Here is a 25,887-nt window from a genome sequence, read left to right as displayed (position 1 = left end):
ATCTTCAAGGTTTGCGATTGCTTCACAAACACCGATGGTACCATTAGCAAAGTTTGACATTTCGAACACACCCATTGGTCCGTTCCAAACAACTGTTTTTGCACCTTTTAATGTTTCAGCGAACAATGCAATTGTTTCAGGTCCGATATCTAAGCCCATTTGACCTTCAGGAACATCACCAGTATGTTCTTCTGTTGGAACATCATTTGAAAATTCAGCAGCTGTGATTGAGTCAACTGGTAAAACAAGTTTATCGCCAGCTTTTTCGATCAATTCTTTTGCCAACTCAACTTTATCCGCTTCAACAAGAGAGTTACCAATTTCCATTCCTTTTGCTTTGTAGAATGTATAAGTCATTCCGCCACCGATCAAGATCTTGTCTGCTTTAGGAATCAAGTTTTCAATGACACCGATTTTGTCAGATACTTTCGCACCACCAAGAATCGCTACCATTGGACGTTTTGGTTCTTCGACTGCTTCACCAATAAATTTGATTTCTTTTTCCATTAAGAATCCAGCAACTGTTGGGATTCCTGTAGAAGCGATTCCGACGTTTGAAGCATGGGCACGGTGAGCTGTACCAAATGCATCATTGACAAAAACATCCCCTAATGAAGCCCAATATTTACCAAGCTCTGGATCGTTTTTGCTTTCTTTTTTGCCGTCAACATCTTCAAAACGAGTATTTTCGAAAACAACAACATCGCCGTCTTTCATGTTGTTGATTGCTGCTTCCAATTTTTCCCCACGTGTTTCAGGAACGAAAGTCACTTCTTTGCCTAACAATTCGCCTAGACGTTTTGCTACTGGTGCTAAAGATTTGCCTTCTTTATCTGCTTCTTCTTTGACACGACCTAAGTGAGAGAAAAGAATTGCTTTTCCGCCATTTTCGATCACGTAATTAATTGTTGGAAGTGCTGCTTTGATACGAGTGTCGTCACCGATCACACCGTCTTTCAATGGAACATTGAAATCCACACGCACAAGAACTTTTTTATCTTTTAAATCGATATCTTGAACTGTCATTTTAGCCATGAACAGATTCCTCCTAATGTAATTGTTAAAAAAAGCGGAGAAGCGCGCTGCTTCCCCGCTTTCTCTTGCGATGGTTTAAATGAATGTACGACGCAAATCTTATAATTTAGCGAAGTATTCTAAAGTACGTACTAATTGTGCAGTGTATGACATTTCGTTATCATACCAAGCAACAGTTTTAACTAATTGTTTGTCGCCAACAGTCATAACTTTTGTTTGAGTTGCATCAAATAGTGAACCGTAAGTCATACCAACGATATCAGAAGAAACGATTTCGTCTGTGTTGTAACCGTAAGATTCGTTTGAAGCTTCTTTCATTGCTGCGTTTACTTCGTCAACAGTTACTTCTTTGTCAAGAACTGTAACTAATTCAGTTAATGAACCAGTTGCAACAGGAACACGTTGAGCAGCTCCGTCTAATTTACCGTTCAATTCAGGAATTACCAAGCCAATAGCTTTAGCAGCACCAGTTGAGTTAGGAACGATGTTTGCTGCAGCAGCACGCGCACGGCGGAAGTCACCTTTAGGGTGTGGTCCGTCTAGAGTCATTTGGTCACCTGTGTAAGCATGGATCGTAGTCATCAAGCCTTCGATCACACCAAATTTGTCATTCAATGTTTTAGCCATAGGAGCTAAACAGTTAGTTGTACATGAAGCACCAGAAATTACTGTTTCATCACCTGTTAAAGTTTCGTGGTTTGTGTTGTAAACGATTGTTGGTACATCGTTTCCGCCAGGAGCTGAGATAACTACACGTTTTGCACCAGCTGTTAAATGTTTTTCAGCAGCTGATTTAGAAGTGAAGAATCCAGTACATTCTAGCACGATTTCAACACCTAATTCGCCCCAAGGCAATTCTTCAGGGTTGCGGTTTGCTAGAACTTTGATTTCGTTTCCGTTCACGTTGAATGATCCTTCATGAACTTCAACTGTACCGTTGAAACGTCCTTGTGTTGTATCATATTTTAACAAGTGTGCTAACATTTTAGCGTCTGTTAAGTCGTTGATAGCCACAACTTCGATTCCTTCTACTTCTTGGATACGACGAAATGCTAAGCGTCCGATACGTCCAAATCCATTAATACCTACTTTAACTGTCATTTAAGATTTCCTCCTTATGAAAATCATAAAAATATTTATTTTAAAGGGTTGCCCCTTTTAAAATCTCATTGGCACAGGCTTCATCTGTGATGAGCCATGTTTGTTTTGGTGCATTTTTCATGTATGCATTGATCGCTTTGGCTTTTGATTTACCGCCTGCGATTGCGAAAATGATCGGCACGTTCTGCAAGTCCTTCAACTGCAGTCCGATACGAGGAATCTTATAAACGACCTCGCCTGCTTCATTAAAGAAATAACCGAAGGATTCCGCTACTGCATTCTTTTGTTTCAGCATCAGGATCTCTTTTTCTGACATCTTTCTTCGAGCTGCCATATGCAATGCTCGTCCAATACTATGAATAACACAATTTGCTTGACTTATCAAGTTTAAGACATCAAGGATTGCTGGTTCTTTCAACAAAAATTCATAGGTGTTAGTGCTTAATTGTTCCGGTACAAATAGGGAACGATAATTACCATTGGTACGCATCGCCATCACTGATCCGACTGAATTTGCCTGAACATTGACTGCTTCTCCGATGCCTCCTCTGGCTGGGACAAACAAGTTATGGCGTTTGCCAGTTTCAAGATTGCCTAGTTCTTCGGCAACTTTTGCCATTGTCGTACCGCCCATCACAGCGATCGTATTCTCACCATCTGGCAGCAATAAGTCTAACGACTCATTAAGCAGCTGACCGAATTCAGCAATCACTTTCGGTTGACGGTCCCCATCACCGCTGGCAATCAAGCAACGATCAATCCCGAAGTACTCGGATAACCGCTTCTCTGTTTGATGCATGCCAAACAATTGATCCATCAAACTGCCGATTTTTGTATAGATTTCTTCGCCATAGGCCGTTAATTGCATTCCGCTTTTAGACGAATCAATCAATTTAAGTTTTTTGAGGATATCCGTTTCAGACCTCAACACACGTTCCGTCATTGCTAAGCTTTCAGACAATGTCCGCCGCCCTACTGGTTGCATCCAATAGATAGTCCGTAAAATACGGTAACGTTCTTGAAGCACCGCGAGGATATCCGGGGTGATTGCCTCAATCAATTTCAATTCATCGAGCATTTTGCATCCTCCCGTTGGACTTTTTTTGTCCTACAATGACTTAAAATGACCCATCTATTCCAAAAAAAATTTAATTCATCTCTTACACCAATAATAGTAGCACTTCTGGACGCCTCATGCAACTATTTCAATTATAAAAAATGATTCTCCAAACTTTTTTAACCGTAAAGCGGATTCTTATCACAGCCAAAAATAGCTTTCAAACTAGTAAAAGAAATCAACAAAGAAAAACTCGAGCAAAAGGATCAGCGACCGCCTATGAAAAGCGGGCAGAGCTATTTATCACAAGTAGCCCTACCTTTGCTACGATTATATGAAACCCAAATTGCTTACCTGTCTTCTTATGTAAAAGAGGTGGGGTCATTGGACTTTTTGCCGGCATTCTTGTTGAATCTTTCTTCAATAGCTGGACCAGAACAAGAACTGTATCGAAAAATCAATCAAACCGCTTTCGTTTAGATGATCCAGGAATATTAAGAGCCTCACGATACTTGGCAACAGTCCGGCGAGAAATTTCCACTTCTTCCGCTTTTAACAAATCAGCCAATTTTTGATCAGAAAGCGGCTTCTGCTTATTCTCTTCGTTGATCAAAGCTGCCAAACGCCGCTTGATTGCCTCCGTGGTGACATCCTCTCCACTTTGGGTGGACACTTTTTGACCAAAGAAGGACTTCAGTTCAAAAACACCAAATTCTGTCTCCAAATATTTCCCATTGACGGCACGACTGACTGTCGATTCGTGAATACCTAATTCGTCAGCGATTTCTTTGAGGATCAATGGCTTCAATGGTCGGTCAGCTTGTAAAAAAAAGGCTTGCTGATGATGAACAATCGCTTCTCCCACTCGATAGATGGTATCTCCTCGCTGCTGGAGAGTCTTTTTTAGCCATTCAAATTCTTGGGCTTTGTTGTCTAAATATTTCTTTACCTCAGCATCGCCACTTTGTTTTAATTGATCAAAATAGTGTTGTTGGAAACGGACTTCCGGCATTGCTCGTCGATTAGAGGTAACCACTGGCTGGCCTTCAATAATCGTAACTCGCAAATCTGGGATGATATACAAACCATCTGTAGACCCAAAGGCCGCCCCTGGTGTTGGGGTCAACGTTTGGATATAGTCAAACACCTTCTGAATTTCTGAAAGCGAAACTGCTAGATTTTTCGCTATTTTGTCCCACTTGCGCTCTGCTAATTCCGTGAACCATTCTTCAAGAACGATATAGGCGAGTTCTGGCGCAGCATCGTCCCGTTCAGTTTGAAGCATGAGGCATTCTCGTAGATCTCGTGCGCCGACACCCGCTGGATCCAACTGCTGAATCAGTGTCAAGGCATCGAGCATCTGAATCTCTGAAGCTCCGATCATTTGACCAGCCTTCACCAAATCAATGGTCAAAAATCCATTCAAATCAATATATTCCACTAGAAATAACACGACGGTGCGTAGAAAGGTATCTCGGTAATTTAAATGGATTTGATCGATCAAATACTCAAAGAGCGAACTTCCTCTATTTGGGATCTGATTCAAATATTCATTGAATTGCTCAGATGTCCCACTGCCTTGAGTATAACTCGTCGGATATTCATGGTCCGTTAAATCGATCAGGGGATTCTCTAATGCCTGATTATCTACGAAAGCAAGCAGTTCATCTGATGAAAATTGCAGCACTTGGATCGACTGCTGTAATTTCTGCGTCATCGCCAACTTTTGTGTCTGTTTTTGTTGTTGCGAAAATTGTTGTTGAAATTTCATCATTTTACCTCTTGTTTTTTCTGAGAAAATTGGTTAAACTGTTATTTGTGCTTCGCGCCTTTAGTGTAGTGGATATCACGTAAGATTCCGGTTCTTGAGACGGGGGTTCGATTCCCTCAAGGCGCGTTTTTCATTTCATTTATAGTATACTTTATCTCAAGGGATAATTCAAAAAACCACGGAAGTGCTGACAGCACTTCCGTTTTTTTTATTTTGATTGAGCTCTTGCCATCCTCCATACGCTGTTGCCTTTGCTAAACACAAAAAAGAAGAGGCCTATTCCTCTTCTTCCTCGTCATCAAATTCGTCTTCTTCATCATCATCGATGATCGTTAGATCTTCTTCAATGTTCCCTGGTAGTTCCTCTTCGTCATCATCGTTATTGTCTGCACCAATTTCTTGCAGATCTGAGTTATATGCGGAGATTTCTTCATCCTCATCGTCATCATCGTCAAAAAGATCCTCTTCATCGTCATCAGACAAATCAGTATCCTCTGGGTCATCATCGTTATAATCGATCGCGTCTTCATCGTCACTAATAAAGGCATTCACTTTCTTACGTTTGCGACGACGCGGTGTATCTTCATCTTCATCATCGATTCCGTGGTTGACTTCTTCATCGATTGAGTCGATCGCATACCATGAACGCAATCCCCAGCGATTGTCTCCCAAAGAAATAAAACTGCCATCGATATTCAAGTCTGTATAAAACTGCGCCAAAGAATCACGAATCTCGCTGTCCGAAGTTTCTAGATAGTTTTGGATTTGGTTGACCAAATCAGAAAAATCCATCACGTCACCGCGTTGCTCTAAAATCGCATGGGCAACTTCGATCATTGACAATTCGTTTTTATTTACACCTTCAAATACATTAATTTCCAAACGGGACACGTCCTTTCACAGTCTACTCCTAATCATACAAAAATGTGAGACAAATTGCAATTTATTCTTTCAAAATTTGCATTTATTTAAGCAGTAAACTCCAAAGAAAGTTTGTATTCTCCCACTTTGTCTTCCATCATAAATAAATCATAATGGACATCGACTTTACCTGAATAAGGACGATCTTTCAGACTCACATGTAAGTGACTTGTATATGTATGGAAATGCATCGTGCCGTAAGGCGTTTGATAACTTGTTTCTAAACGCTCTTTGTAAGCGAATTTCAAGCGTGTTCGCATTTCTCCCGAGCGAATCAGTTGGATCACGCCATCTGGCATAATTTTCATCGTCACTGGTACTTCGGCTCCTTCTGGCTGAATCTCTTTGTATCTCAGATACAGCGTATCGCCGATTTTGACCGCCTGTCCTTGTAAATCAAACAAAAAATCTTGTGTTTCTCCCGCTTGTTCGACCTTTGTCGTTAAATGGATCGAAATCGGAATTCCTTGTGACAATTCCCTCATGATAGTGTGCCTCCTTAGCAGATTTCAGTTCCATTTTTCCTTTTTTCCCCTCTTTTGTCAATCATTTCAGCTAAAACATCCACTATAGAACGTTTTCTTAGCTTTTTGATTAAGTTTTTTCATGATCTTCATATATAATAGTAGGAGATCTTATTATTGAAGGAGAATCTAAGCCTACCGTGACCATTGAAATGATTGATCAAATGTTGCCATTTGATCCCCAAACTACCGAGAATCGTTTTTTACCGTTTGCATTGACCGATGTACTGAGTGAATATGCAGGCGTTCATCATCAGGAATTTTTACACTTTTGGCAGTTGCCTGATACTATGATTTTAGGAATGAAAGATACCCGAGTGCCTTATTTCACCGAAGGAATATCCGCTTTGACGACTGCTGGCTTTCAACCAATCATCCGCAACTCAGGCGGGCTTGGGGTCATCAACGATGCCGGTGTTCTGAATGTATCGTGGATTTTCCCAAAAACGTTAGCTGCTACTACAGATGCGGCTTATCAGCGAATGGTCGACTTGATGCGAGAAGCATTTCCCGAAAAAGAAATTGCTGCCTATGAAATCCCAAACTCTTATTGTCCCGGTACTTTTGACTTGAGTATGGACGGAAAGAAAATCGCAGGGACTGCCCAGCGCAGGATCAAAGCAGGAATTGCAGTCATGATGTACCTTAGTGTCAACGGCGACCAACACTATCGAGGAGAAGTAGTAAGAACGTTTTATCAGAGAAGCTTGAAAGAGCAGTTTGGTACTAATGGCTATCCCGCCGTTGAACCTACCAGTATGACAACACTCCAAGATGTGCTTCAGCGTTCTTTCTCTGTATCAGAAGCTGCCTCACGACTGCAAGAGGCCTTGATGCGGCTAACTAAGTCCTCTCTCAGCCCTGTGACTGCATCCGAATGGGTTGAAAAAAATGATCAAGCGGCATTACTAGAGGCTCGTATGACCAGTATGTATCAACGAAATCAACCGATAAAGGAGAGTTCACAATGAGCATCCCATATAAGTATCAAACACTTGCTATTGAAAAAGTATTCCGTGATCCTGTACACAACTATGTGCATGTGCAGCATCAAGTGATCTTGGACTTGATCAATTCGAAAGAAGTACAGCGCCTGCGAAGGATCAAACAACTAGGAACTTCTTCGTTTACTTTTCATGGTGCTGAACATAGTCGCTTCTCACATTCGTTAGGAGTCTACGAAATTAGCCGCCGCATCTGTGATTTGTTTCAACGAAATTTCCCAGTTGAAAAAGTTGGGTCTGATGGCTGGGATGACCAGGAACGATTGGTCACGCTTTGTGCTGCTTTGTTGCATGATGTTGGCCATGGCCCTTATTCTCACACTTTTGAACATATTTTTCATACCGATCACGAAGCCATCACTGTAGCGATCATTACTTCTCCAGAAACAGAAGTCTATCAAATCCTCAATCGTGTGGAAGAAGGTTTTCCTGAAAAAGTGGCCAGTGTTATTACTAAGACATACCCAAACCCACAAGTGGTGCAAATGATTTCCAGTCAGATCGATGCGGATCGCATGGATTATTTACTGCGGGATGCATACTTCACGGGAACGGAATACGGCACATTTGATTTGACACGTATTCTGCGAGTCATTCGTCCCTATGCTGGCGGGATCGCATTTTCTATGAGTGGCATGCATGCGGTAGAAGATTATATTGTCAGCCGCTATCAAATGTATGTCCAAGTCTATTTCCATGCCAGTTCTCGGGGAATGGAAGTTATCTTGGCACATTTACTAAATCGCGCTGCCGAATTGTATCAAGAGCATGAAGAACTTTTCCAATCGCATTCCCAGCTTTTGCTGCCCTTTCTTAAACAGCACTTTACTTTGGAAGAATACCTAAAACTAGACGATGGCGTCTTGAATACGTACTTCACTCAGTGGACGGAAGAAAATGATCCGATTCTTAGTGACTTAGCCAAACGATTCTTGAACCGCAAACCGCTGAAGTCTGCACGTTTTGAAGAAGACACTCAATTGCCATTGATTCATGAACTGCAATCTCTTGTCGAAAAAGTCGGTTTTAACCCCGACTATTACACAGCAATCAATTCTAGTTTCGATTTACCTTATGACTTTTATCGCCCAACTTCCGGCATGCATCGGACACAAATCGAACTGCAAGAAAAAGACGGCTCCCTAGTGGAATTATCCAAGGCTAGTCAACTAGTAGCTGCACTTGCTGGGCAAACACAAGGAGACCAGCGCTTTTATTTCCCAAAAGAAATGATTGACCCCGCACTACAAAATCACTATGATTTATTTTGGGATACGTATCAAGAGTTTGCGAAACATATTCGCAATGGTGCCTTGATCAATACGAACAACTAGGAGGAAGTTATGAGCATCAAACTGATTGCTATCGATATCGATGGCACGTTACTGAACAATGATCGAAAAATCACACCTGGAGTGTACCAAGCACTAAAAGCTGCGGAGGCACAGGGTGTTCGAATCGTCTTATGTACTGGCCGCCCCTTAACAGGTGTCCAAGATTTATTAAGTGAACTAGACTTGTTTTCAGAAACGGACTACGTAATCACATATAATGGTTCTCTCGTACAGAAGACTAAAACAAAAGAAATCGTTTCTGAATTCGGATTGACGCATGAAGAATACTTAGAAGTAGAAATGACTGCCCGTAAATTAGGGGTTCATTTGCATGTGGAAACCCAAGATACGATGTACACAGCGAATCGAGACATCAGTCCTTATACCGTCTATGAAGCCTTTTTGGTCAATATGCCTTTGAAATATCGTACACCGGAAGAAATGACTGCGGATCTGAATATCATCAAAATGATGATGATCGATGAGCCTGAATTGATCGATGCTATTATTCCACAATTGCCAACTTCATTGACTGAGCGTTTCAATATCGTCAAAAGTGCGCCATTTTTCTTAGAAGTCTTGAATAAGAAAGCTCATAAAGGGGCTGCGGTTCAGAAGCTAGCTGAGGAACTAGGTATCTCACAAGCAGAAGTCATGGCGATTGGTGATAACGAAAATGATCTAACGATGGTCGAATATGCGGGTCTTGGCGTTGCAATGGCTAATGCAACAGAAAACGTCAAACAAGCGGCCGACGTCATCACTGCTTCCAATGAAGAAGATGGTGTAGCTAAAGTTATCAATGACTATGTGTTAAATGAACTAAAATAAAAGAGTAAAAAAGACAACGATCACTGCCTTTATGCATGATCGTTGTCTTTTTGATTTACCCATTGTTTCACTGCCCAGGCATGACTGCCGCGTTTCAATAAATGAATGGCTTCTTCTGGTGTATGCCACGAAAGTTGGTTGTGTTGTTCTGTTGGCTCACCTATTTTTTGCCAATCGGTCATCAAATAAAAATAAGCCGGATGATGGTAATACGTTTCTCGATGTCGCGAGTAAAAATAATCAACCGCCTCCCCTAAATAACTGGCGATCTTTCCTGCAAATCCTACTTCTTCGACCAATTCCCGTTTGATCGTTTGTTCCTTCGATTCACCGGGTTCAATCTCCCCTCCTGGTAAAAAAAAGGCGCCATTTGGCGCTTGGACCAAAATCACTTGTTGGTGTTCATTCGGAATCACGACATAGGCACCGAATCGTGAAATATAGTCAGCCCCCGGCTCTTTTTGCCCAAACACTTTCTCCTTGTTCCCCATGTTTCCCTCCATCATCTCTTTCTTTCCATTCTACCTTAGGAAGCCACTGGCGACAAGCTGCAACTTGACGGGGTGCACTTTTCTTACCACAAAAAATCGGGTTATGTTATTATAGGCTTACCACAATTGAAAGGATGAATGACAAATGAAAATGGCACATACTTGTGTGCGAGTGAAAGATCTTGAAGCATCACTTGCATTTTATCAAGAAGCATTCGGTTTTGAAGAATCGCGCCGTCGTGATTTTCCAGAAAACAAATTTACGTTGGTTTACTTGACATTACCAGGAGATGATTATGAATTAGAATTAACTTATAACTATGATCATCCCGGCTATGATCTAGGTGACGGCTATGGTCATATCGCGATCAGTACCGATGATTTAGAGAAACTTCACGAGCAGCATAAAGCAGCTGGTTTTGATGTTACTGACTTAAAAGGCTTGCCTGGTACTTCTCCTTCTTACTATTTCGTGAAAGACCCAGATGGCTACAAAATAGAAGTGATTCGCGAAAAATAAAAAAGTACTGTGACTTAAGTGCAGCAACAAATGGAGCATCCGAACGATAACGAAATTGCATCTACTCTCTAGTAGGTCCTCGCAATTTCGTGGAAAAAGTCAGTTCGGATAGCTTCCTTTGTTTTCCTTTTGTCACAGTTTTTTATTCATTACTGCTGTCAAAACAGCTGGAAGGAGAATGCTTATGAAACCAGTGATTGGAATTGCTGGCAACGAACGAACGATGATTGATGGGGAAGCCCATTGGATTACATATACCCCGAGAAATTTTGTGACACAGATTCAACAAGCCTCTGGCCTTCCCCTTATTTTACCCATGGGAGCTCCCGAAAATGCCGCCCAATATGTTGCCCAGATTGATAAATTACTTTTGGCAGGGGGGCATGATGTGACTCCTCGCTATTATGGCGAAGAGATGCATCCACTGATCCAAGGTACACATCCTGAACGAGACGCATTTGAATTGGCGTTGATCAAAGAAGCTGTCGCACAAGAAAAACCAATTTTTGGTGTCTGTCGTGGCATGCAGCTATTGAATGTTGCTTTCGGCGGCAACCTCTATCAAGACTTGTCATTGGTCGAGCAACCAACCATCAAGCATGTGCAAGCACCGACACCCTTTCGCTTTCCTACTCATGCCGTTGAGATCGTTGCTGACAGTCGTTTAGGAAAATTATTAGGAACCACCTATCAAGTGAATTCGTTTCACCATCAAGCCATTAAAGATGTTGCAAAAGATTTCCAAGTGATCGCAACGGCCCCTGACGGTATCGTAGAAGCCATTGAAACTTCTGCCTTTGCGGCGCCGATTTTAGGGATCCAATGGCATCCTGAATTAACCGCACAAGAGATTGCTTCAGAACAGCAAATTTTCGACTACTTCATCAGTTTTGACATTATGCCAACAAAGATTTCGCTAGCAGAGGCAATGCCTGATTGAAAAAAGACTTGGTTATATTTGAAACTAGTAGTTTAAATGACTCGTTTAGCTTTAATAGTTAGTAATTAAAGGCTGATTGGATACTAGCTTGATCAATTGGCGGTCTTGACTCATTAAAGCTACTTTACCCAATTCTACGTAGAAAAAAACCGATGAAAAGCAGAGGGTTTTCTGGATACCATTTGGTAATCAGAAAGCACAAGCTTTTCATCGGTTTATTTATTGAAGCCTAACTAATCGGAGAATTTGTTGGCTGGTCATTTTTCATTCTTCATCAAAACGAAAGATTGTTTCAATGAAGCCAAAATGCCGTTATCGTTATAAATCAGTACGTTTGACTTATACATTCTTGCTGAGATCAGCATCAATGCCAATGTACTTACTGCTAAGATGGCTACAGAGACTGCCGCGCCTCCGATACCTACTGTGTCGTTAGCCAATCGGACTGGCATGATAAATGAAGATAAAAACGGGATATAAGAAGTGACCCGCAAAATGATATTGTTAGGATCTGTACCGCCTAGAATCAAACCTAACATATAACCGGCTAAAGAAAGGTAAGTGACAGGAATGATCGCCTTGGCAGTGTCCTCTGCTTTATTGACTAATGAACCGCACAAAGCAGACAGGACAGAGTAAATCAAAATTCCTAATAGGACAAAGATGACCGAGTAAATCAAGAATGGTCCGAATAATCCATCAATTGAGAAATTGGCTAATACATCTTTGACCATTGAAATGTCTTTGATCCAATAATAACTGATAGCAAAGATACCGGCGTAAGCCAATAACTGAGCTAATGCGACCATAATTACACCGGTTAATTTGGCATAAAAGTGAACCTGTGCTCTCGTACTGGACAAAATAACTTCCATGATCCGGGTCCCTTTTTCGGAAGCAATCTCTTGGGCAATGATTTGAGCGTAAGTCAAAATAAACATGAATAAAATAATTGTTCCGACATAACTCACAATGTATTGGATCGAACTATTGTCTTCCCCAAGCTCCATTTTGCCATCTTCGGTGAAAGAAACTTTTTGTTTACTGAAGTTTGCTGGCTCACTTAAACTAGCCACTTGCTCCTGATTTAATCCGAGTGCTGCGGCCCGTCCCGAGGCTTGCAATCCAGACAATAATTGCTGAACCGTCAACTCTGTGGTTTGTCCCATAGAAGATTCACTCAATAATTCACCTTTGATACTGTCGGCCTCTGAAGTAACGATCAAGAATGCATCGACCTTTTCATTCGCTAATTGTTTTTTTCCAGCTTCTTCAGAATCCACCACTTCAAATTGATAGTCTTCATTTTTCTGAGCTGCGATTGTTTGTGCAATAGCTGGTTCATTCGCATAAACAGCAATTTTATCGACACTGTTCATTCCATCGGTAAAAATTCCTACCACATAAATAATGCCCAATGCAATAAATGGAATCAATATCATGATCAAAAATGAGATCGATTTCACGTTTTTCTTAAACACATCGAGCGCGATCACCCAAAATTTACTCATTGTCTTTTCCCGCCTTTCTCTTAAAGATTTCTTCTAATGTCGGCGGTTGTTGGTTAAACATCGGGATATAGCCATCAGCTGTGGCCAAATCAAACAATGTGCGACCGACTTCAGGATGCGATAATGTAATGTCATAACTCCCATCTTCTTTATGAAGAACTTTTTCGACACCTTCAACTGCTAGGATGGTTTCTTTTGACAATGAAGATTCCAAGAAGACTTTTGTCCGCCCAAACGATTCACGGATCTCATGAACTTTTCCGTTGAGAACCGTTTGACCATCTCTTAGCATGATCAAATGATCGCAGATTTTCTCAACATTATCCATGTTATGACTAGAAAAAATGACACAAGACCCTTTTTCTTTTAGTTCAATAATGCCATCTTTCAGCAACTCAGCATTGACAGGGTCCAATCCGCTAAATGGTTCATCCAAAATGACTAATTTAGGTTCATGAATCAATGTTGCGATCAATTGGACTTTTTGCTGATTCCCCTTCGATAATGATTTAACTTTATCTGTCTTTTTCCCTTTTACTTGAAATTTTTCCATCCATTCGTCGATCTTAGGTTCAATTTCTTCTTTCTTTTTTCCACGCAAGCGTGCAAAATAAATCAGTTGATCTTGGATGGTTACTTTAGGGTAAAGTCCCCGTTCTTCTGGCAAATAACCAATCAAATTGTATTCCTTTTCTGTGATTTGATGGCCATTCCATAGTACTTCTCCTTGTTCAGCCCGTAAGAAATCTAGAATCAATCGGAATGTCGTGGTTTTACCAGCACCATTTTGACCGATCAACCCCATGATCTCGCCATCGTTGATTTGAAAGGACAATTGATCCACTGCCCGATAGTCCCCAAATGTTTTCACTAAATTCTTTGCTTCTAACACAATTTCACCTTCCTTGTCTTTTAAGTTAGTATAAATAACCGGCTAAAAAGCCGATAATTCCTCCAATTAATGCGCCGACTCCCATAAAGAGCAGCGTATCCCGTAACACGTGTTGCCGCTTAGCTAGTTTCTCTGGTTCTTTGTAAAAAGAGGCGCGGTTCTTGTACAAGCGACGCATGAGAAATGACACCACACCGATGATAAGAGGCGCACAAATCAGCCCAACTGCAACACCATATGAGAAACCTAGTATCTCATTATAGGTAAGTACTAGCCAGCGAGCGAGGAGATAAATCAAAAGCAGAATAACCAAGCCAACACCTGTTATGCCAAAAGAACGTTTCATAAGATAGCGTGCCTCACTATCGATTCGTTCTTGATAGCTTTGCTGATCACTAAAAATAGCTGGTGTCTCTAAAGGAGCCTGAAAATAGTAGTAACGGTTTTTGTAGGAACTAATATACTCCCATCCGCCGGCTTCATACATTGCCAAGTATTCATCAACATCAGATTTGTCTCCTTGAAAAAAATCGACAGCAAACTTCTTCTCTTGTGGTTGGCTTTGAATAAACTTCAAAAAACCGAACTGATTCATATGCACAAACTGCCAACCTTTTGCTGCTTGCTCTTGCAGCCGCATCATTTCTTTTTCTGGATAATAGGCAACACCTAATGAATACAAATATTTTGTCTTACGTTTGCTCATCTGCCAGTCCCCCCAACTCACCCATAATCTGTTCACCAATCTCAAAGAAATGTTTTCGTCGCTGAATGTCCTTTTCTAAAGCCGTTTTTCCTTTGGCTGTGATCTGATAGATTTTTTTACGATCTGTCGTCTCTTCTAAACTGATCATTTCATTTTTGGTCAATTTTTTCAATATAGTATACATTGTTGCCGGACCGATTTCATAGGTACCTTGGCTTAATTCATTGATTTGCTTCATGATCACATAGCCATGTTTTGGCTTTAATAAAGCTAACAAAATCAAATAAGTTGAATCGGTCAATGGTTCATCCATGTGTTTTCCCCCATCCTAGGAAACTATATCACTTATTGATATATTATCGAATGATATAATAAGTGTCAATCTCTTTTTGTAAGCAATTTTCTCCCGGATTTGGGTAGTTTTCTGATTATCTATCGGCGTATTTCAGAACTATTTACACTTAGTTGACCGCTTTATACTTACCTTAGTTAGCAACTAGGGATTCGAGATTGATGCTCCCTATCAATCTTCGAACGAACATGTCAGTCATTCAAAAGAGAAATCCTTTTCCCAAACGGGCGACACAGCTTTCAAAGGGCAGTTTTTAGTCAATTGCCCCACTTTACAAATCTAACTTCTATCAAAATATCAAAAAGTAAAATATCAAAAAGGTCTTGATCTCTATTCAGAAGATAAAAACTTTCAACTCTAATTAGTGAAGTACAAATCAACAACTCTTTTCGCTACAAAAAAACTGCTGCATCCTTATTCAAAGGATGCAGCAGCTAGAATCAGTTAACGATTTTTACGGGAGTGTTGTAAGGCATGTTGTAATAGAACCATTTAGCATCAGGGACTGCTAATCGAATACAGCCATGAGAAGCTCGCTGTCCTAGTTTTTTGCCTTCCACCGAACTAAATGAATTGGTTGACCAAGCAATGCTTGTTGGAACGGTATGGAATAGATAGACACCATGATCTTTGAAAGAACGGTAATAAGCCGCTCCTGAAAAGGCGGAGCCTTTCTCCTGCTGAATTCTAAAATTACCTAACGGTGTCGGCGTAAAAACTGTCCCCGTGGAACAAAGCATGGTATAAATGACTTTGTCGCCTGACTTAATGTAAACTCGCTGCTTACTGATGGACACATGAATGTTTAAATTTTTGACATTTAGCGAGGGGTACTTGCCACCAGTAGTGTACATCCAGAATTTATCATTCACGCTATACGTCTGATTCTCTTTGATCCACCCGATTTTCCCTGCTGGTGAAACCAGATACAGATAATTGCCATCACTCGTTTTGGCTAATTTGGTTGCTTTCGCCATATACCCTTTATAATTACTCTTTTTTCCTAATTTGCTGCTGTTAGGATCAGCAGCATTCAGAAAATTCCCGCTGGCATTGTTGACGATCACATAACGGCTAATATTGCTCTGCGAATGGATTACATGAGCATTTGTGACACCTGTAGCATTGATATAGCCGATCCATGTATTGTTTAAATACAATGAGTAATAGGTCGCACCGTTATAATGCTGATATTTTCCGGTGACTTTGATATTTTTGTTCATATAATTGCCACTCGAAGCTTTCTTCTTAGAAAAATTCAAATCTTGCCACAATGTATAGTTCTTACTTTTCATCCGGATCGTCTTGTTTTCACTCTGCCATATGCCACCTTGATTATTAGCCACAGTAGCGGCTTCAGCATTCAAATAGCCGATCCATTTGCCAGTAGAATCAGACAATGAGTAGTAAGTTGATCCGTTCCAATGTTCATATTTTCCTTTAGCCTGGTAAGTTTTTCCATACAATGAAGAGGTAGTGTTCTTTTTGCTCGACCAGTTAAAATTACCCCAAATTGTATAATTTTTCTTTGTTAGAGTAACATATTTACCGTAAGCCTGGTAAGCTCCCTGTGCATTTGATGTCGTTTTGACACCGGCAGCGTTGATATAACCTAACCACTTGTTCTTATTGTCATACAACGAATAATACGTTGCACCATTAACATGGCGATATTTTCCTGTGGCTTTGACGGTCTTTCCATTTAAAGCAGCTGTCGTTCCTTTTTTGGCTGACCAATCAAAATTTTGCCATAATGTGTAGTTGCCACTGATGATCGTGGCGTATTTTGATTCAGATTGCCATATGCCTCCAGGTGATTTGGCATCCGCGGCTCCTTTGGCATTAATCCAACCAATAAATTGGTTCTTATCCGTGTACAGAGCATAATAGGTCGAGCCGTTTCCGTGTTTGAAACTTTCTTTTACTTGAAACGTTTGTTGATTGATTGTTTTTGTCGTGCCTAACTGTTTATCAAAAAAATTGACTCCCATAAAGGATAATTGCCACTTTGAACAGTAGCATATTTTTTTTCTGACTGAAACACCCCATCTGCTGTCGTGACAGACTCTGCTTCAACAATACCAATCACGTGATTCTGTTCATCAAGTAGTTCACTATACTTCTTTTTCGTCGCTGTATCTTGGTACTGTTTGACACTTTTATAAACGTGACCCGCAAGTTCAGTAATTGATCCTGTGGCTGTTAGTTGCAATTGATTGAGGGTATATAAAACCTGACGACTATCCATTGCTTGCGACTCCGTTGTAGTCGCTGTGAAAGTGTTGATTTTGACATAGCGATTTGAATTGGCTAATTCCTTAACAGTGATGACTGGATTCGCTTCTGAAGTATCCGTTTCTTCTGTAGAAGAAACAGTTATTTCTGAACTACTTGTAGTTGTTTCCCCAAAGCTATCAGTCGAACTGTTGGTACTCGCTTCGGAAGTTGACGTGTCTATTGTAGACGATGTCGCAGTTGCTGAGTCAGTCGTTTCGGTTGTCGTCCTACTGGTATTGGTGGTTGATTCGGTGACTTGATTGACTGAAGAAGTTCCTGTATCAATTGTTTCCGCGTAGGTCGCACCTGCAGATACAAGCGGTGCACTGACCAAGGAAATGATACAGAGCAGCCGGTACCCCCATCCTCTATTCTTTTTCATTTTTCATCCCCCTTTTCAAATAAAAGCACTCCATAGAAAGTAAACGCTCCCCATATTCACACTTTCATTATACCATTGCAAGAATAAATCCTCGCTTAAAACTACTCAAAAAAAAGCAGCGATCGCTTAAGATCGCTGCTTACTATAAAATTTTCTTACATGTGGCTTGCTACCATTTCTTTCAATTGATCTTTGGTATGAACACCAACGGCTTTATCTACCACTCGGCCATCTTTTTTCAACAATAGCGTAGGGATCGACATGATACCAAATGAAGCTGGCGTTTCAGGATTCTCATCCACATCCATTTTGACGATTTTTAATTCGTCTTCTTCATATTCATTTGCTAATTGTTCCAAGATTGGTGCTTGCATCCGACATGGACCGCACCATGTTGCCCAAAAATCAATAAGGACTAAGCCTTTATCGGTTTCTTCTGAAAAAGTTTTATCTGTAATTTCTTTTGCCATATTGTTCGCCTCCATTTGATTGCTAAAAAAAGTATAGCATGTTCACGTGCTTTTTTGAAATCCTCTGCTTACAAAAGGTAAGAAGCCTTAACGATTATTTAAATTTTACGATGGTCGCCCCATTGCCACCTTGATTTGCCGGTGCAAACTCAAAACTTTTGACACTACGATGATTTTTCAAATATTCCGTAATTCCTTGCCGTAATGCCCCCGTCCCTTTTCCGTGAACGATCGTCACTTGTGGGTAACCAGCAAGAATCGCCGCATCGAGATACTGATCAACTTCATTCAATGCCTCTTCATAGCGTTTGCCACGAAGATCCAGCTGATTAGGAACATGCGAAGACTCCGCTGAACGGACGGTATGAACGACGCGCTGCACAGGTTCTTTGACAGGTGCTGCCGGCTGTAGATCTGATTCAGGCAGCGTCATTTTTAAGATTCCCAATTGCACTTGCCATTGTGATTGTCCCATCTTTTTGATCAAAGTTCCTCGCTGACCATAGGAAGTAACTAACACTTCATCGCCGACCTTCAGTGTTTTCGCAGCTTTGGCTTTTTGCAAGACCTTGTTCTTTTGCAAATGTTCTTCTTGATGAAGATCAGACAATTTTGTGCGGGCTGCGATCAACTCATGTTCTTTGACATGGCTCTGTCCGCTGCTCAATTGCATGTTGCGGATATCCGAAATGATTTTTTCCGATTCCTCTTTTGCTTCTTCAACGATTTGATTTGCTTTCTTGCGGGCTTTTGCTAGTTCTGCTTCGCGTTCTTCAAAGAAAAAGTTATATGCTTGTTTCAATTCTTTTTGCAGCCGTTCCGCTTCTTCTACATAATGCCGCATTTCCAAATACTCTGTTTCGGTCATCTTGCGCCGGTTTTCTAAGTCGGCGATCATCTCATTCAAGTCCTGACTTTCGCCATCCATGATTTGCTTGGCTTGCTCAATGATCTGGATGTCCAAGCCCAGACGTTTGGAGATTTCAAAAGCATTACTGCGACCAGGCACACCGATCAGCAAACGATATGTTGGGCTTAGGGTATCGACATCAAACTCCATTGAAGCATTGATGGTATTGGCACGATTGTAACCGTACACTTTCAATTCCGGATAATGAGTCGTCGCCATCACATAGGCAGAGCGTGCACCAAGTTCATCAAGAATAGCAATCGCTAACGCCGCGCCTTCTTGCGGATCGGTCCCAGCTCCCAGTTCATCGAATAAAACTAAACTTGTATGGTCCACTTTTTTGAGAACATCGACGATCGTCGTCATGTGAGAAGAGAAGGTAGATAAACTTTGTTCGATGGATTGCTCATCCCCAATATCAGCAAAAATTTCTTGAAAAATGCCCATTTGGCTCTCTTCATCGACTAAAATCGGCAATCCAGATTGCCCCATGATTTGAAGCAATCCCAGCGTCTTCAAGGTGATTGTTTTCCCACCAGTATTCGGACCGGTAATTACCACCGCTTGATAGTCTTCACCAATAGCAATATCATTCGGTACAACTTTTTCTTGATCGATCAGCGGATGACGTGCTTGTTTGAAAACGACATGATTATCTGTATTGATAGCCGGCACGATTGCCTGCAATTCTTTCCCAAAACGTGCTTTGGCATTCATGAAGTCCATCATCCCGATCACATAGGCGTTGTGCAGAATTTCGCGTTGATAAGGAGCTAGCTCTGCAGAAAGTTCCGCTAAGATTCGTTCAATCTCCGTACGCTCAGCGATTTGATGTTGGCGCAGTCGATTATTCTGATCCACCACTTGTTTTGGTTCAATAAATAATGTCTGCCCAGAAGAACTCTGATCATGCACGACCCCGCCAAACACGCCACGATATTCTTGCTTCACCGGAATCACATAGCGCTCATTTCGCATCGTGACAATGGTATCGCTCAAATACTTGGCATTTCCGCCACGTACGAGACTATCTAACGTTTCTCTGATCGTTCGTTCAGAACGACGAATATTTTGTCGAATGACACGTAGCTCTGGAGATGCTTCGTCAGTCAACCGACCGTCTTCATCCACTGCTTCTTTCAGGCGACGGCTAAGCGTGGGCAGCGTTACTAACTGCTTTTCCCATTCATACAGTCGCTCGAACTCGATTTCGCTGTCTGATAGATCTTCAAAGAAACGCTTCAATTCATTGGCTGTCACCAACACTCGACCTACTTGCGCTAATTCTAAACCATTAAGGTCCGCTCCGATTTCAATTCGTTTCATTTGCGGACGAATATTTTCAATTTTTGGTACAGGAATACCGCCCCGCAATCGCTGTACTTTTAACGCATCTTCTGTTTCAGCCAGCCAAGTGGAAATTTGCTGAGCATCTGCTGATGGCGCTAATTGAGCTAATTCTTCTTTCCCTTGGGCGGTCACTAGATACTGCCCAACCAATTGTTTTACTTGATCGAAAGCTAAAACATCAAGAATTTTTTTATTCATAGTCTCACCTACTTTTTCATTTTTTTACTTAAGAAAAAAAGCAGCATGGGTCTAATGACCAGCTGCCTTATACTAACCAATCACATTAGTGATCCACAAACGGTAAAAGTAATCAGAAATGATTGGCGAACTTTCAACGATAAAGTGTGCCGTGCTGCTCTTATCAAACAAATTTTGGATAGTCGCTAAAGGAATCATCGAGAGGATCATAAAAAAGAAATAGATATTCAGATAAACTAATAGCGTATTCAAGATCCCTGCTACGACCCAATCATAGCCTTTCAAAAAACGCAGACGTTTGAAACGCAGTCCATTTGCAAAAATGCAAATCAATTTTGTCACTAACCAGCCAGCAAAAAGAATCATAATAAAAGCGACAGCTGCATAGTACGCTTTGTCTAGGTCTAGAGCAAGATCTAGGTTATAAAAGACCAACTTTGAGTCTGCGGTCACAGACATATAAGGAACATATAATTCAATTTTTTTTGCCAAAGCTTGGTAATTTGCCACTGCAACTAAAAAAGAAAAAAGGTATCCTAAAACGGAGACCAGCTGCAATGAAGTCCCTCGCCGCGCGCCACCATAAAATGCCGCTAACAAAAGAACCAGAACCAAAAATCCTATCATTTCAGAGTCCTTTCCGCGCCTACTTAACCATGAGCTGCTTTTTCTTGGATTTTGCGCTTACGTTGTTCATTTAGTATTTGTTGAGCTTCCACATGATTATGGATCTCCACATCTCCGCGACCTGTCTCATCCAATACTTGGCGCGCTTCAGACTCAATCGCTTCGATTCGCTTAATCCGATTCTCTAGTTCGGTCGCCTTAATCGCTTGACTGCGTAACTCTTCTACCTTATTTTGCAAACTTAATACTTGCTCTTGTTTTTTCAACTGATCAGAAATCGCATTGATTGCTAATAGAATTGCTGCTTGCTCTTTATCGACTTGAGAAGACAGCCCCATGATTTCTGTCAATTGGTCATTGACTAATTTCGTTACCATATCCATATGTTGTTTACTTTCACGCCCAATAATCGTGTAGCTTTGATTGGCGATTACTGCTTTATAACGTTTCTTTTGCTCCGTCATAGGAAAGATTCCTCCCATTGCTGTTCTGTACTATTTTATCACTTTCTGCACGCGTATCGCAAACTCCTACCTATTATACGTGATTTCTAGTGTAATTTCCATGCCAATCGTTTTTTTAGAAAGAGGCTTCGTAAAATTTTTACCTATGGTAGAATCTAAGAAGATGTTCTATTCAAATAACCAGTATGTATATCGGAGGAAGACAATGAGTAATATCGTCATTAAAGTATCTCAAAAAACTATCGCAGAAATGATGAACTTCTATCAGCAAGCGCTGTTGAATAAAAAAGTTCCTTATACCGTGTTTGTTGCCAAAATAGAACAAACGACCATCACCGCTTATACTTCTGGTAAAGTGATGTTTCAAGGCAGTGGTGCAGAAGCTGAAGCAGCTCGTTGGAGCAATTCCGCCGACTTGTCCAAAACAGCAAATACGAACAACAAGGCTCCTTCATCCTCCTTGCCTGCTGACTTTTCACAGTGGAGTGTCGTTGGTAGTGATGAAGTTGGCAATGGCAGTTATTTTGGTCCTTTAGTCGTTTGCGCTGTCTATGCCAGTAAAGATCAGCTACCCGCATTGAAAGCATTAGGTGTCAAAGACTCCAAAATGTTGACTGATCCACAAATTCGGGCAATGGCCCCAAAAATAAAAAAACTTGTGCCTTATCAATTACTGACAGTTGAACCAACTAAATACAATGAGATCCAACCTAAATACAACACCGTTCGAATGAAAGTTGCGCTACACAATCAAGCCATTCGGCTACTGTTGCAAAAAATCGCACCAAAAACACCGGATGCCATCTTGATTGATCAATTCACTAGCGAAAAAAATTACCGTACCTATCTAAAATCAGAAAAAAATCAAATCACAGAAAAATTGTTTTTTGCAACAAAAGGGGAGCAATATCATTTAGCAGTGGCTGCGGCCTCCATTCTATGCCGCACTGTTTTTCTGGAGGAACTAGAGAAGGCCTCACAAGAAGTTGGATTACAGCTTCCTTCGGGTGCCGGCAGCAAATCCGATCAGGTCGCTGCTCAGCTTTTGCAAAAAGGCGGAATGCCTTTATTAGCGAAGTATACCAAACTGCATTTCGCCAATACTGAAAAAGCACAAAAAATTGCTGGCTACTATCAGTAGACAGTCAGTAGACAGTCAGTAGACAGTGAAAAAAACGAAAGTCTCACACCTGAACTCGGCCACCGAGTCTAGATGCGAAACTTTCTTTTTTTGTTTATTTATCTGATCCTTTCATGCTTCATTGACTTACTTCGTCCAAGCTGCCACTTCTTCTGGGTGATTGGTTACCCAATCTTTTGCAGCATCTTCAGCAGAAGTTCCATCGTTGATTGCCAGCATGACTTCTTCCATATCTTCTTGTGTCCAATTGAATTTATCCAGTACTTCATAAACTTCTGGCAGATCATCAGCTAATCCTTGGCGTACCATCGTATTGATACTCTCCGCTTCTCCCATCGTTCCTTCAGGATCATCTAGATATTTCAAATCATATTTTGCAAACATCCAGTGAGGCGACCAGCCAGTGATCACAATGTCTTCTTTATTCTTGATGGCTTGTCCTAACGCCACAGTCATTGCCCCGGAAGAAGATGTCGCCACATTCCAATCAGAAAGATTATCATATGTTGCAACTGTATTTTCAGCAGCAGCGACCACACCTGCACCTGGTTCAATTCCCGTGATCGTTTTTCCTGCCTCATCCGATAGATCTGCGATAGAGTCAACTGCCATGTAGCTAGGAACTGCAATTCCCAGTTTAGCTCCCTCTAAGTTTGGTCCTAGATTTTCTACTTGGTCTTTATATTGTTCATATTGAGCTTGATGAGTTGAAGGCAACCAGGCAGCTACCATCCCGTCAACTTCGCCTTTAGCCACAGATTCCCACATGATCGCATTGTCTAATGGTGTCGTCTTGACTTCATAGCCCATTTCTTTTAACACTTCAGCTACCACATGAGTGGAAGCCACTTCTGTATCCCATTCGACATATGCTAAGTTGACTGTTCCTTTATTGTCTGAAACACGACCAAAAGCTACAGAAGCACCAATCAGCGCAACAACAGCTGCGGCAGCGATCCCGCCAAAGAGACGTTTTTGCTTGCGGCTTTTCGCGGACACGGCTTTTTTCTTATGAGCGGGTTTATTCAAGTTTTGGGTAAACCGATCCATAATGATCGCTAAGATCACTAATGAAACCCCACTAACAAATCCATTTCCGACTTGTGCCCGCTGCAGTGCAGATAGGACACCTCGTCCAAGACCAGGGGCACCGATCATCGAAGCAATCACTACCATTGAAAGAGCAAGCATCGTGGTTTGATTGACACCTGCTAAAATCGTACTTTTCGCTAATGGCAATTCTAACTTGACCAATTTCTGCCAGCCAGTTCCCCCAAAGGAATCCGAAGCTTCGACTAATTCACGAGAAATTTGACGGATTCCTAAATTAGTCATCCGTACAGTCGGCGGCAATGCAAAAATCACTGAGGCAAAAACCCCTGGTACCATGCCGATCCCAAAGAAAGCGACTGCTGGGATCAGATAGACGAAGCCAGGCATCGTTTGCATGAAATCTAAGATTGGCGTAACGATGCTTTGCGCCTTTTCGCTTTTTGCCATTAAGATTCCGAGGGGAATACCGATAATGATCGATACCAGACTAGAGAGCAGAACCAATGTGACAGTATTCATCAAATCAGTCCACAAACCTTGATTGTAGATAAACAGTAGCCCGACAAATGTAAATGCCGTCAGCCCCCATTTTTTACTTGAAACAAAAAATGCAGCGATTGTCAGCAGCAAGATCATGACTAGTGGTGGCACAAAAAGCAAAGTATTGGTCATTCCATCCATCACGAACTGACCAAAAGACTGCAATGCGGAAAAGAGCCCACTAAAAGTTCCTGTTAGCCAATCTGTAAAGGACTCTACCCAATCAGCAACTGGAATCGTTTGTTGAAGAAAATTACCCATTGACGACCACTCCTTCCTCTGTCACTGATGAATCCGTTTCTGCCAGTGCTTCGATCACACTGCCTCGAATAACTACACCGATCAGACGATCATTTTCAACCACCGCTAACGGTGTCGGGGAATCATAAATTAAATTGAAAATATCCGTCACTAGCATATCTTTGTCGATTTTTTGTACATTTTTATCGATGACTTCTTTTAGGGTCAAATTGTTTTTGCGTGCTTCGCGAGCCGACTCAGCTGTCAAACTACCTTTTAGATGACGTTTTTTGTCTACCGCCAGCAACATACTAACTTCCTCTTTACGCATTCGATTTAGCGCAACGCTTGGCCCATCGATTTCGATATTTGTCGTTAGTGCTGGTACCATGATGTTTTGAGCCGTCAAAACTTTCGAGCGATCGACATCTTCGACGAAATCTCTCACATATTGGTTCGCAGGATTGGTCAGAATCTCTTCTCCTGTCCCAATTTGCATGATTTGTCCATCTTTCATCAAAGCAATGCGATCACCAATTCGCAAGGCTTCATTCAAATCATGAGTGATAAAAATAATTGTCTTTTGGACATTGGCTTGTAATTCTAACAACTCATCTTGCATTTCACGACGAATCAACGGATCTAACGCTGAGAATGCTTCGTCCATCAATAAGATCTCTGGATCATTTGCTAATGCTCGCGCCAAACCAACCCGTTGTTGCATCCCACCAGACAGTTGATCAGGATATTGATCCTTGAAAGATAATAGCCCAGAATTAGCTAAAGCTTTTTCGGCTTTGGCTACTCGCTCTTCTTTGGGAACCCCTCGCACCTCTAAGCCATATTCTGTATTCTCAAGAATCGTTCGGTGAGGGAACAAACCAAAGCTTTGGAAAACCATGTTGATCTTATGGCGTCGGACTTCACGTAATTCTTCTTTACTCATCTTCGCAATGTCTTCCCCATCAATATAAATGTCCCCACCGGATGGTTCGATCAACCGATTCAATAAACGGATCAAGGTTGACTTCCCACTACCAGAAAGTCCCATAATCACAAAGATTTCTCCTTCATTGACTTCAAAATTCACATCATAGACGCCAACAGTGGCCCCAGTTTTTTCTAGAATTTCATTCTTGCTGCGTTGTTCTTGAATCATGGCAAACGCTTGTTGCTTCTTCTTGCCAAAGATTTTCGTTAAATGTGCAACTTTAACTTTACTCACTTATACTGACTCCTTTTTCT

Annotated in this window: 26 protein-coding genes and 1 tRNA gene; 8 read left to right on the top strand and 19 right to left on the bottom strand. The window is 41.3% G+C overall.

What is annotated here, in order from left to right:
- The 3 genes from pgk to AB5Z52_RS06840 all read right to left on the bottom strand — a co-directional run.
- On the bottom strand, positions 1–1,035 hold a 1,035-nt coding region (gene pgk, locus AB5Z52_RS06850; RefSeq protein WP_368266855.1), incomplete at its 3' end, for a phosphoglycerate kinase.
- A 99-nt stretch (positions 1,036–1,134) separates the two neighbouring features.
- Positions 1,135–2,136 (bottom strand): type I glyceraldehyde-3-phosphate dehydrogenase, encoded by a 1,002-nt coding sequence (gene gap / locus AB5Z52_RS06845; protein ID WP_003127561.1) that lies wholly within the window; start codon positions 2,134–2,136, stop codon positions 1,135–1,137.
- Between the two features lie 40 nt (positions 2,137–2,176).
- Positions 2,177–3,214, bottom strand: a complete 1,038-nt coding sequence (locus AB5Z52_RS06840) for a sugar-binding transcriptional regulator (protein WP_003127560.1) — start codon at positions 3,212–3,214, stop codon at positions 2,177–2,179.
- Between the two features lie 258 nt (positions 3,215–3,472).
- Here AB5Z52_RS06840 and AB5Z52_RS06835 point away from each other — a divergent pair, with 258 nt between their 5' ends.
- Positions 3,473–3,673, top strand: a complete 201-nt coding sequence (locus AB5Z52_RS06835; protein WP_081131214.1) for a hypothetical protein — start codon at positions 3,473–3,475, stop codon at positions 3,671–3,673.
- Here the strand turns inward: AB5Z52_RS06835 and rpoN are convergent.
- The gene (gene rpoN / locus AB5Z52_RS06830) at positions 3,651–4,964 is read right to left on the bottom strand and encodes an RNA polymerase factor sigma-54 (RefSeq protein ID WP_081131213.1); all 1,314 of its coding nucleotides are present in this window, start codon (positions 4,962–4,964) and stop codon (positions 3,651–3,653) included. The genes AB5Z52_RS06835 and rpoN overlap by 23 nt on opposite strands.
- Before the next feature lie 54 nt (positions 4,965–5,018).
- On the opposite strand from rpoN, the gene AB5Z52_RS06825 reads away from it, so the two are divergent.
- Positions 5,019–5,090, top strand: a tRNA-Arg gene (locus tag AB5Z52_RS06825).
- Positions 5,091–5,240: 150 nt separating this feature from the next.
- On the opposite strand, the gene rpoE is transcribed toward AB5Z52_RS06825, so the two are convergent.
- Together rpoE and AB5Z52_RS06815 are read right to left on the bottom strand one after the other, a co-directional pair.
- Positions 5,241–5,846 carry a DNA-directed RNA polymerase subunit delta gene (gene rpoE / locus AB5Z52_RS06820; RefSeq protein ID WP_005471809.1) on the bottom strand — a complete coding sequence of 202 codons (606 nt, stop codon included), beginning with the start codon at positions 5,844–5,846 and terminating at the stop codon, positions 5,241–5,243.
- Between the two features lie 86 nt (positions 5,847–5,932).
- Positions 5,933–6,370 (bottom strand): DUF1934 domain-containing protein, encoded by a 438-nt coding sequence (locus AB5Z52_RS06815; protein WP_005471808.1) that lies wholly within the window; start codon positions 6,368–6,370, stop codon positions 5,933–5,935.
- A 179-nt stretch (positions 6,371–6,549) separates the two neighbouring features.
- On the opposite strand from AB5Z52_RS06815, the gene AB5Z52_RS06810 reads away from it, so the two are divergent.
- The 3 genes from AB5Z52_RS06810 to yidA are packed head-to-tail and all read left to right on the top strand — an operon-like array spanning position 6,550 to position 9,578.
- On the top strand, positions 6,550–7,380 hold the full coding sequence (locus AB5Z52_RS06810; protein WP_176333185.1) for a lipoate--protein ligase family protein: 831 nt from the start codon (positions 6,550–6,552) through the stop codon (positions 7,378–7,380).
- Positions 7,377–8,747: an HD domain-containing protein gene (locus AB5Z52_RS06805; protein WP_288551609.1), complete on the top strand. Its 1,371-nt coding sequence runs from the start codon at positions 7,377–7,379 to the stop codon at positions 8,745–8,747. The genes AB5Z52_RS06810 and AB5Z52_RS06805 overlap by 4 nt, the downstream gene beginning before the upstream one ends.
- 9 nt (positions 8,748–8,756) lie before the next feature.
- Positions 8,757–9,578 (top strand): sugar-phosphatase, encoded by an 822-nt coding sequence (yidA, locus tag AB5Z52_RS06800; RefSeq protein ID WP_003127553.1) that lies wholly within the window; start codon positions 8,757–8,759, stop codon positions 9,576–9,578.
- 29 nt (positions 9,579–9,607) lie between these two features.
- Here the strand turns inward: yidA and AB5Z52_RS06795 are convergent, their stop codons facing one another.
- Positions 9,608–10,069 carry an NUDIX hydrolase gene (locus AB5Z52_RS06795; protein WP_138371624.1) on the bottom strand — a complete coding sequence of 154 codons (462 nt, stop codon included), beginning with the start codon at positions 10,067–10,069 and terminating at the stop codon, positions 9,608–9,610.
- 145 nt (positions 10,070–10,214) lie between these two features.
- On the opposite strand from AB5Z52_RS06795, the gene AB5Z52_RS06790 reads away from it, so the two are divergent.
- Together AB5Z52_RS06790 and AB5Z52_RS06785 are read left to right on the top strand one after the other, a co-directional pair.
- Positions 10,215–10,589 carry a VOC family protein gene (locus AB5Z52_RS06790; protein WP_003127551.1) on the top strand — a complete coding sequence of 125 codons (375 nt, stop codon included), beginning with the start codon at positions 10,215–10,217 and terminating at the stop codon, positions 10,587–10,589.
- A 184-nt stretch (positions 10,590–10,773) separates the two neighbouring features.
- Complete coding sequence (locus AB5Z52_RS06785) at positions 10,774–11,529, top strand: gamma-glutamyl-gamma-aminobutyrate hydrolase family protein (protein ID WP_288551608.1); 756 nt, start codon at positions 10,774–10,776, stop codon at positions 11,527–11,529.
- 257 nt (positions 11,530–11,786) lie between these two features.
- Here the strand turns inward: AB5Z52_RS06785 and AB5Z52_RS06780 are convergent, their stop codons facing one another.
- The 10 genes from AB5Z52_RS06780 to zapA form a co-directional block, all read right to left on the bottom strand.
- Positions 11,787–13,040 (bottom strand): ABC transporter permease, encoded by a 1,254-nt coding sequence (locus AB5Z52_RS06780; protein ID WP_288551607.1) that lies wholly within the window; start codon positions 13,038–13,040, stop codon positions 11,787–11,789.
- Entirely contained in the window at positions 13,033–13,932 is a 900-nt protein-coding gene (locus tag AB5Z52_RS06775) for an ABC transporter ATP-binding protein (protein ID WP_003127547.1), read from the bottom strand. Before AB5Z52_RS06775 ends, AB5Z52_RS06780 begins: the two co-directional genes overlap by 8 nt.
- A gap of 25 nt (positions 13,933–13,957) precedes the next feature.
- A complete protein-coding gene (locus AB5Z52_RS06770) occupies positions 13,958–14,638 on the bottom strand; it encodes a DUF2812 domain-containing protein (protein WP_103300638.1) in 681 nt (226 codons plus the stop codon).
- On the bottom strand, positions 14,625–14,951 hold the full coding sequence (locus AB5Z52_RS06765) for a PadR family transcriptional regulator (protein WP_003127545.1): 327 nt from the start codon (positions 14,949–14,951) through the stop codon (positions 14,625–14,627). The genes AB5Z52_RS06770 and AB5Z52_RS06765 overlap by 14 nt, the downstream gene beginning before the upstream one ends.
- A gap of 479 nt (positions 14,952–15,430) precedes the next feature.
- Entirely contained in the window at positions 15,431–16,981 is a 1,551-nt protein-coding gene (locus AB5Z52_RS06760; RefSeq protein ID WP_288551606.1) for a L,D-transpeptidase, read from the bottom strand.
- Complete coding sequence (locus AB5Z52_RS06755) at positions 16,951–17,649, bottom strand: hypothetical protein (protein WP_288551605.1); 699 nt, start codon at positions 17,647–17,649, stop codon at positions 16,951–16,953. The genes AB5Z52_RS06760 and AB5Z52_RS06755 overlap by 31 nt, the downstream gene beginning before the upstream one ends.
- Positions 17,650–17,804: 155 nt before the next feature.
- The gene (gene trxA / locus AB5Z52_RS06750) at positions 17,805–18,119 is read right to left on the bottom strand and encodes a thioredoxin (RefSeq protein WP_288551604.1); all 315 of its coding nucleotides are present in this window, start codon (positions 18,117–18,119) and stop codon (positions 17,805–17,807) included.
- A 94-nt stretch (positions 18,120–18,213) separates the two neighbouring features.
- Positions 18,214–20,577 carry an endonuclease MutS2 gene (locus AB5Z52_RS06745; RefSeq protein WP_279282466.1) on the bottom strand — a complete coding sequence of 788 codons (2,364 nt, stop codon included), beginning with the start codon at positions 20,575–20,577 and terminating at the stop codon, positions 18,214–18,216.
- Between the two features lie 72 nt (positions 20,578–20,649).
- The gene (locus AB5Z52_RS06740) at positions 20,650–21,204 is read right to left on the bottom strand and encodes a CvpA family protein (protein WP_003127541.1); all 555 of its coding nucleotides are present in this window, start codon (positions 21,202–21,204) and stop codon (positions 20,650–20,652) included.
- A gap of 23 nt (positions 21,205–21,227) precedes the next feature.
- Positions 21,228–21,668, bottom strand: a complete 441-nt coding sequence (gene zapA, locus AB5Z52_RS06735) for a cell division protein ZapA (protein WP_003127539.1) — start codon at positions 21,666–21,668, stop codon at positions 21,228–21,230.
- Between the two features lie 205 nt (positions 21,669–21,873).
- Between zapA and rnhC the strand changes: the two genes are divergently transcribed.
- Positions 21,874–22,809, top strand: a complete 936-nt coding sequence (gene rnhC, locus AB5Z52_RS06730; protein ID WP_288551603.1) for a ribonuclease HIII — start codon at positions 21,874–21,876, stop codon at positions 22,807–22,809.
- Positions 22,810–22,935: 126 nt separating this feature from the next.
- Here rnhC and AB5Z52_RS06725 read toward each other — a convergent pair whose 3' ends face one another.
- Positions 22,936–24,663: an ABC transporter permease/substrate binding protein gene (locus AB5Z52_RS06725; protein WP_005471796.1), complete on the bottom strand. Its 1,728-nt coding sequence runs from the start codon at positions 24,661–24,663 to the stop codon at positions 22,936–22,938.
- Positions 24,656–25,867, bottom strand: a complete 1,212-nt coding sequence (locus AB5Z52_RS06720) for a glycine betaine/L-proline ABC transporter ATP-binding protein (protein WP_003127535.1) — start codon at positions 25,865–25,867, stop codon at positions 24,656–24,658. The genes AB5Z52_RS06725 and AB5Z52_RS06720 overlap by 8 nt, the downstream gene beginning before the upstream one ends.
- Positions 25,868–25,887: the final 20 nt, after the last annotated feature.

The sequence above is a fragment of the Enterococcus sp. RTP21361st1_A6_RTP21361_211029 genome, assembly GCF_040910045.1.
In the GTDB taxonomy this organism is placed as follows: domain Bacteria; phylum Bacillota; class Bacilli; order Lactobacillales; family Enterococcaceae; genus Enterococcus_D; species Enterococcus_D gallinarum.
This window is presented reverse-complemented; position numbering and strand designations above follow the sequence as displayed.

What these genes read in the sequence shown, in the direction of transcription:
- gap (WP_003127561.1), bottom strand. Translation starts at nt 2,136, where the DNA reads ATGACAGTTAAAGTAGGTATTAATGGATTTGGACGTATCGGACGCTTA.
- AB5Z52_RS06840 (WP_003127560.1), bottom strand. Translation starts at nt 3,214, where the DNA reads ATGCTCGATGAATTGAAATTGATTGAGGCAATCACCCCGGATATCCTC.
- AB5Z52_RS06835 (WP_081131214.1), top strand. Translation starts at nt 3,473, where the DNA reads ATGAAAAGCGGGCAGAGCTATTTATCACAAGTAGCCCTACCTTTGCTA.
- rpoN (WP_081131213.1), bottom strand. Translation starts at nt 4,964, where the DNA reads ATGAAATTTCAACAACAATTTTCGCAACAACAAAAACAGACACAAAAG.
- AB5Z52_RS06815 (WP_005471808.1), bottom strand. Translation starts at nt 6,370, where the DNA reads ATGAGGGAATTGTCACAAGGAATTCCGATTTCGATCCATTTAACGACA.
- AB5Z52_RS06805 (WP_288551609.1), top strand. Translation starts at nt 7,377, where the DNA reads ATGAGCATCCCATATAAGTATCAAACACTTGCTATTGAAAAAGTATTC.
- yidA (WP_003127553.1), top strand. Translation starts at nt 8,757, where the DNA reads ATGAGCATCAAACTGATTGCTATCGATATCGATGGCACGTTACTGAAC.
- AB5Z52_RS06795 (WP_138371624.1), bottom strand. Translation starts at nt 10,069, where the DNA reads ATGGGGAACAAGGAGAAAGTGTTTGGGCAAAAAGAGCCGGGGGCTGAC.
- AB5Z52_RS06790 (WP_003127551.1), top strand. Translation starts at nt 10,215, where the DNA reads ATGAAAATGGCACATACTTGTGTGCGAGTGAAAGATCTTGAAGCATCA.
- AB5Z52_RS06785 (WP_288551608.1), top strand. Translation starts at nt 10,774, where the DNA reads ATGAAACCAGTGATTGGAATTGCTGGCAACGAACGAACGATGATTGAT.
- AB5Z52_RS06780 (WP_288551607.1), bottom strand. Translation starts at nt 13,040, where the DNA reads ATGAGTAAATTTTGGGTGATCGCGCTCGATGTGTTTAAGAAAAACGTG.
- AB5Z52_RS06770 (WP_103300638.1), bottom strand. Translation starts at nt 14,638, where the DNA reads ATGAGCAAACGTAAGACAAAATATTTGTATTCATTAGGTGTTGCCTAT.
- AB5Z52_RS06765 (WP_003127545.1), bottom strand. Translation starts at nt 14,951, where the DNA reads ATGGATGAACCATTGACCGATTCAACTTATTTGATTTTGTTAGCTTTA.
- AB5Z52_RS06760 (WP_288551606.1), bottom strand. Translation starts at nt 16,981, where the DNA reads ATGGGAGTCAATTTTTTTGATAAACAGTTAGGCACGACAAAAACAATC.
- AB5Z52_RS06755 (WP_288551605.1), bottom strand. Translation starts at nt 17,649, where the DNA reads ATGAAAAAGAATAGAGGATGGGGGTACCGGCTGCTCTGTATCATTTCC.
- trxA (WP_288551604.1), bottom strand. Translation starts at nt 18,119, where the DNA reads ATGGCAAAAGAAATTACAGATAAAACTTTTTCAGAAGAAACCGATAAA.
- AB5Z52_RS06745 (WP_279282466.1), bottom strand. Translation starts at nt 20,577, where the DNA reads ATGAATAAAAAAATTCTTGATGTTTTAGCTTTCGATCAAGTAAAACAA.
- AB5Z52_RS06740 (WP_003127541.1), bottom strand. Translation starts at nt 21,204, where the DNA reads ATGATAGGATTTTTGGTTCTGGTTCTTTTGTTAGCGGCATTTTATGGT.
- zapA (WP_003127539.1), bottom strand. Translation starts at nt 21,668, where the DNA reads ATGACGGAGCAAAAGAAACGTTATAAAGCAGTAATCGCCAATCAAAGC.
- rnhC (WP_288551603.1), top strand. Translation starts at nt 21,874, where the DNA reads ATGAGTAATATCGTCATTAAAGTATCTCAAAAAACTATCGCAGAAATG.
- AB5Z52_RS06725 (WP_005471796.1), bottom strand. Translation starts at nt 24,663, where the DNA reads ATGGGTAATTTTCTTCAACAAACGATTCCAGTTGCTGATTGGGTAGAG.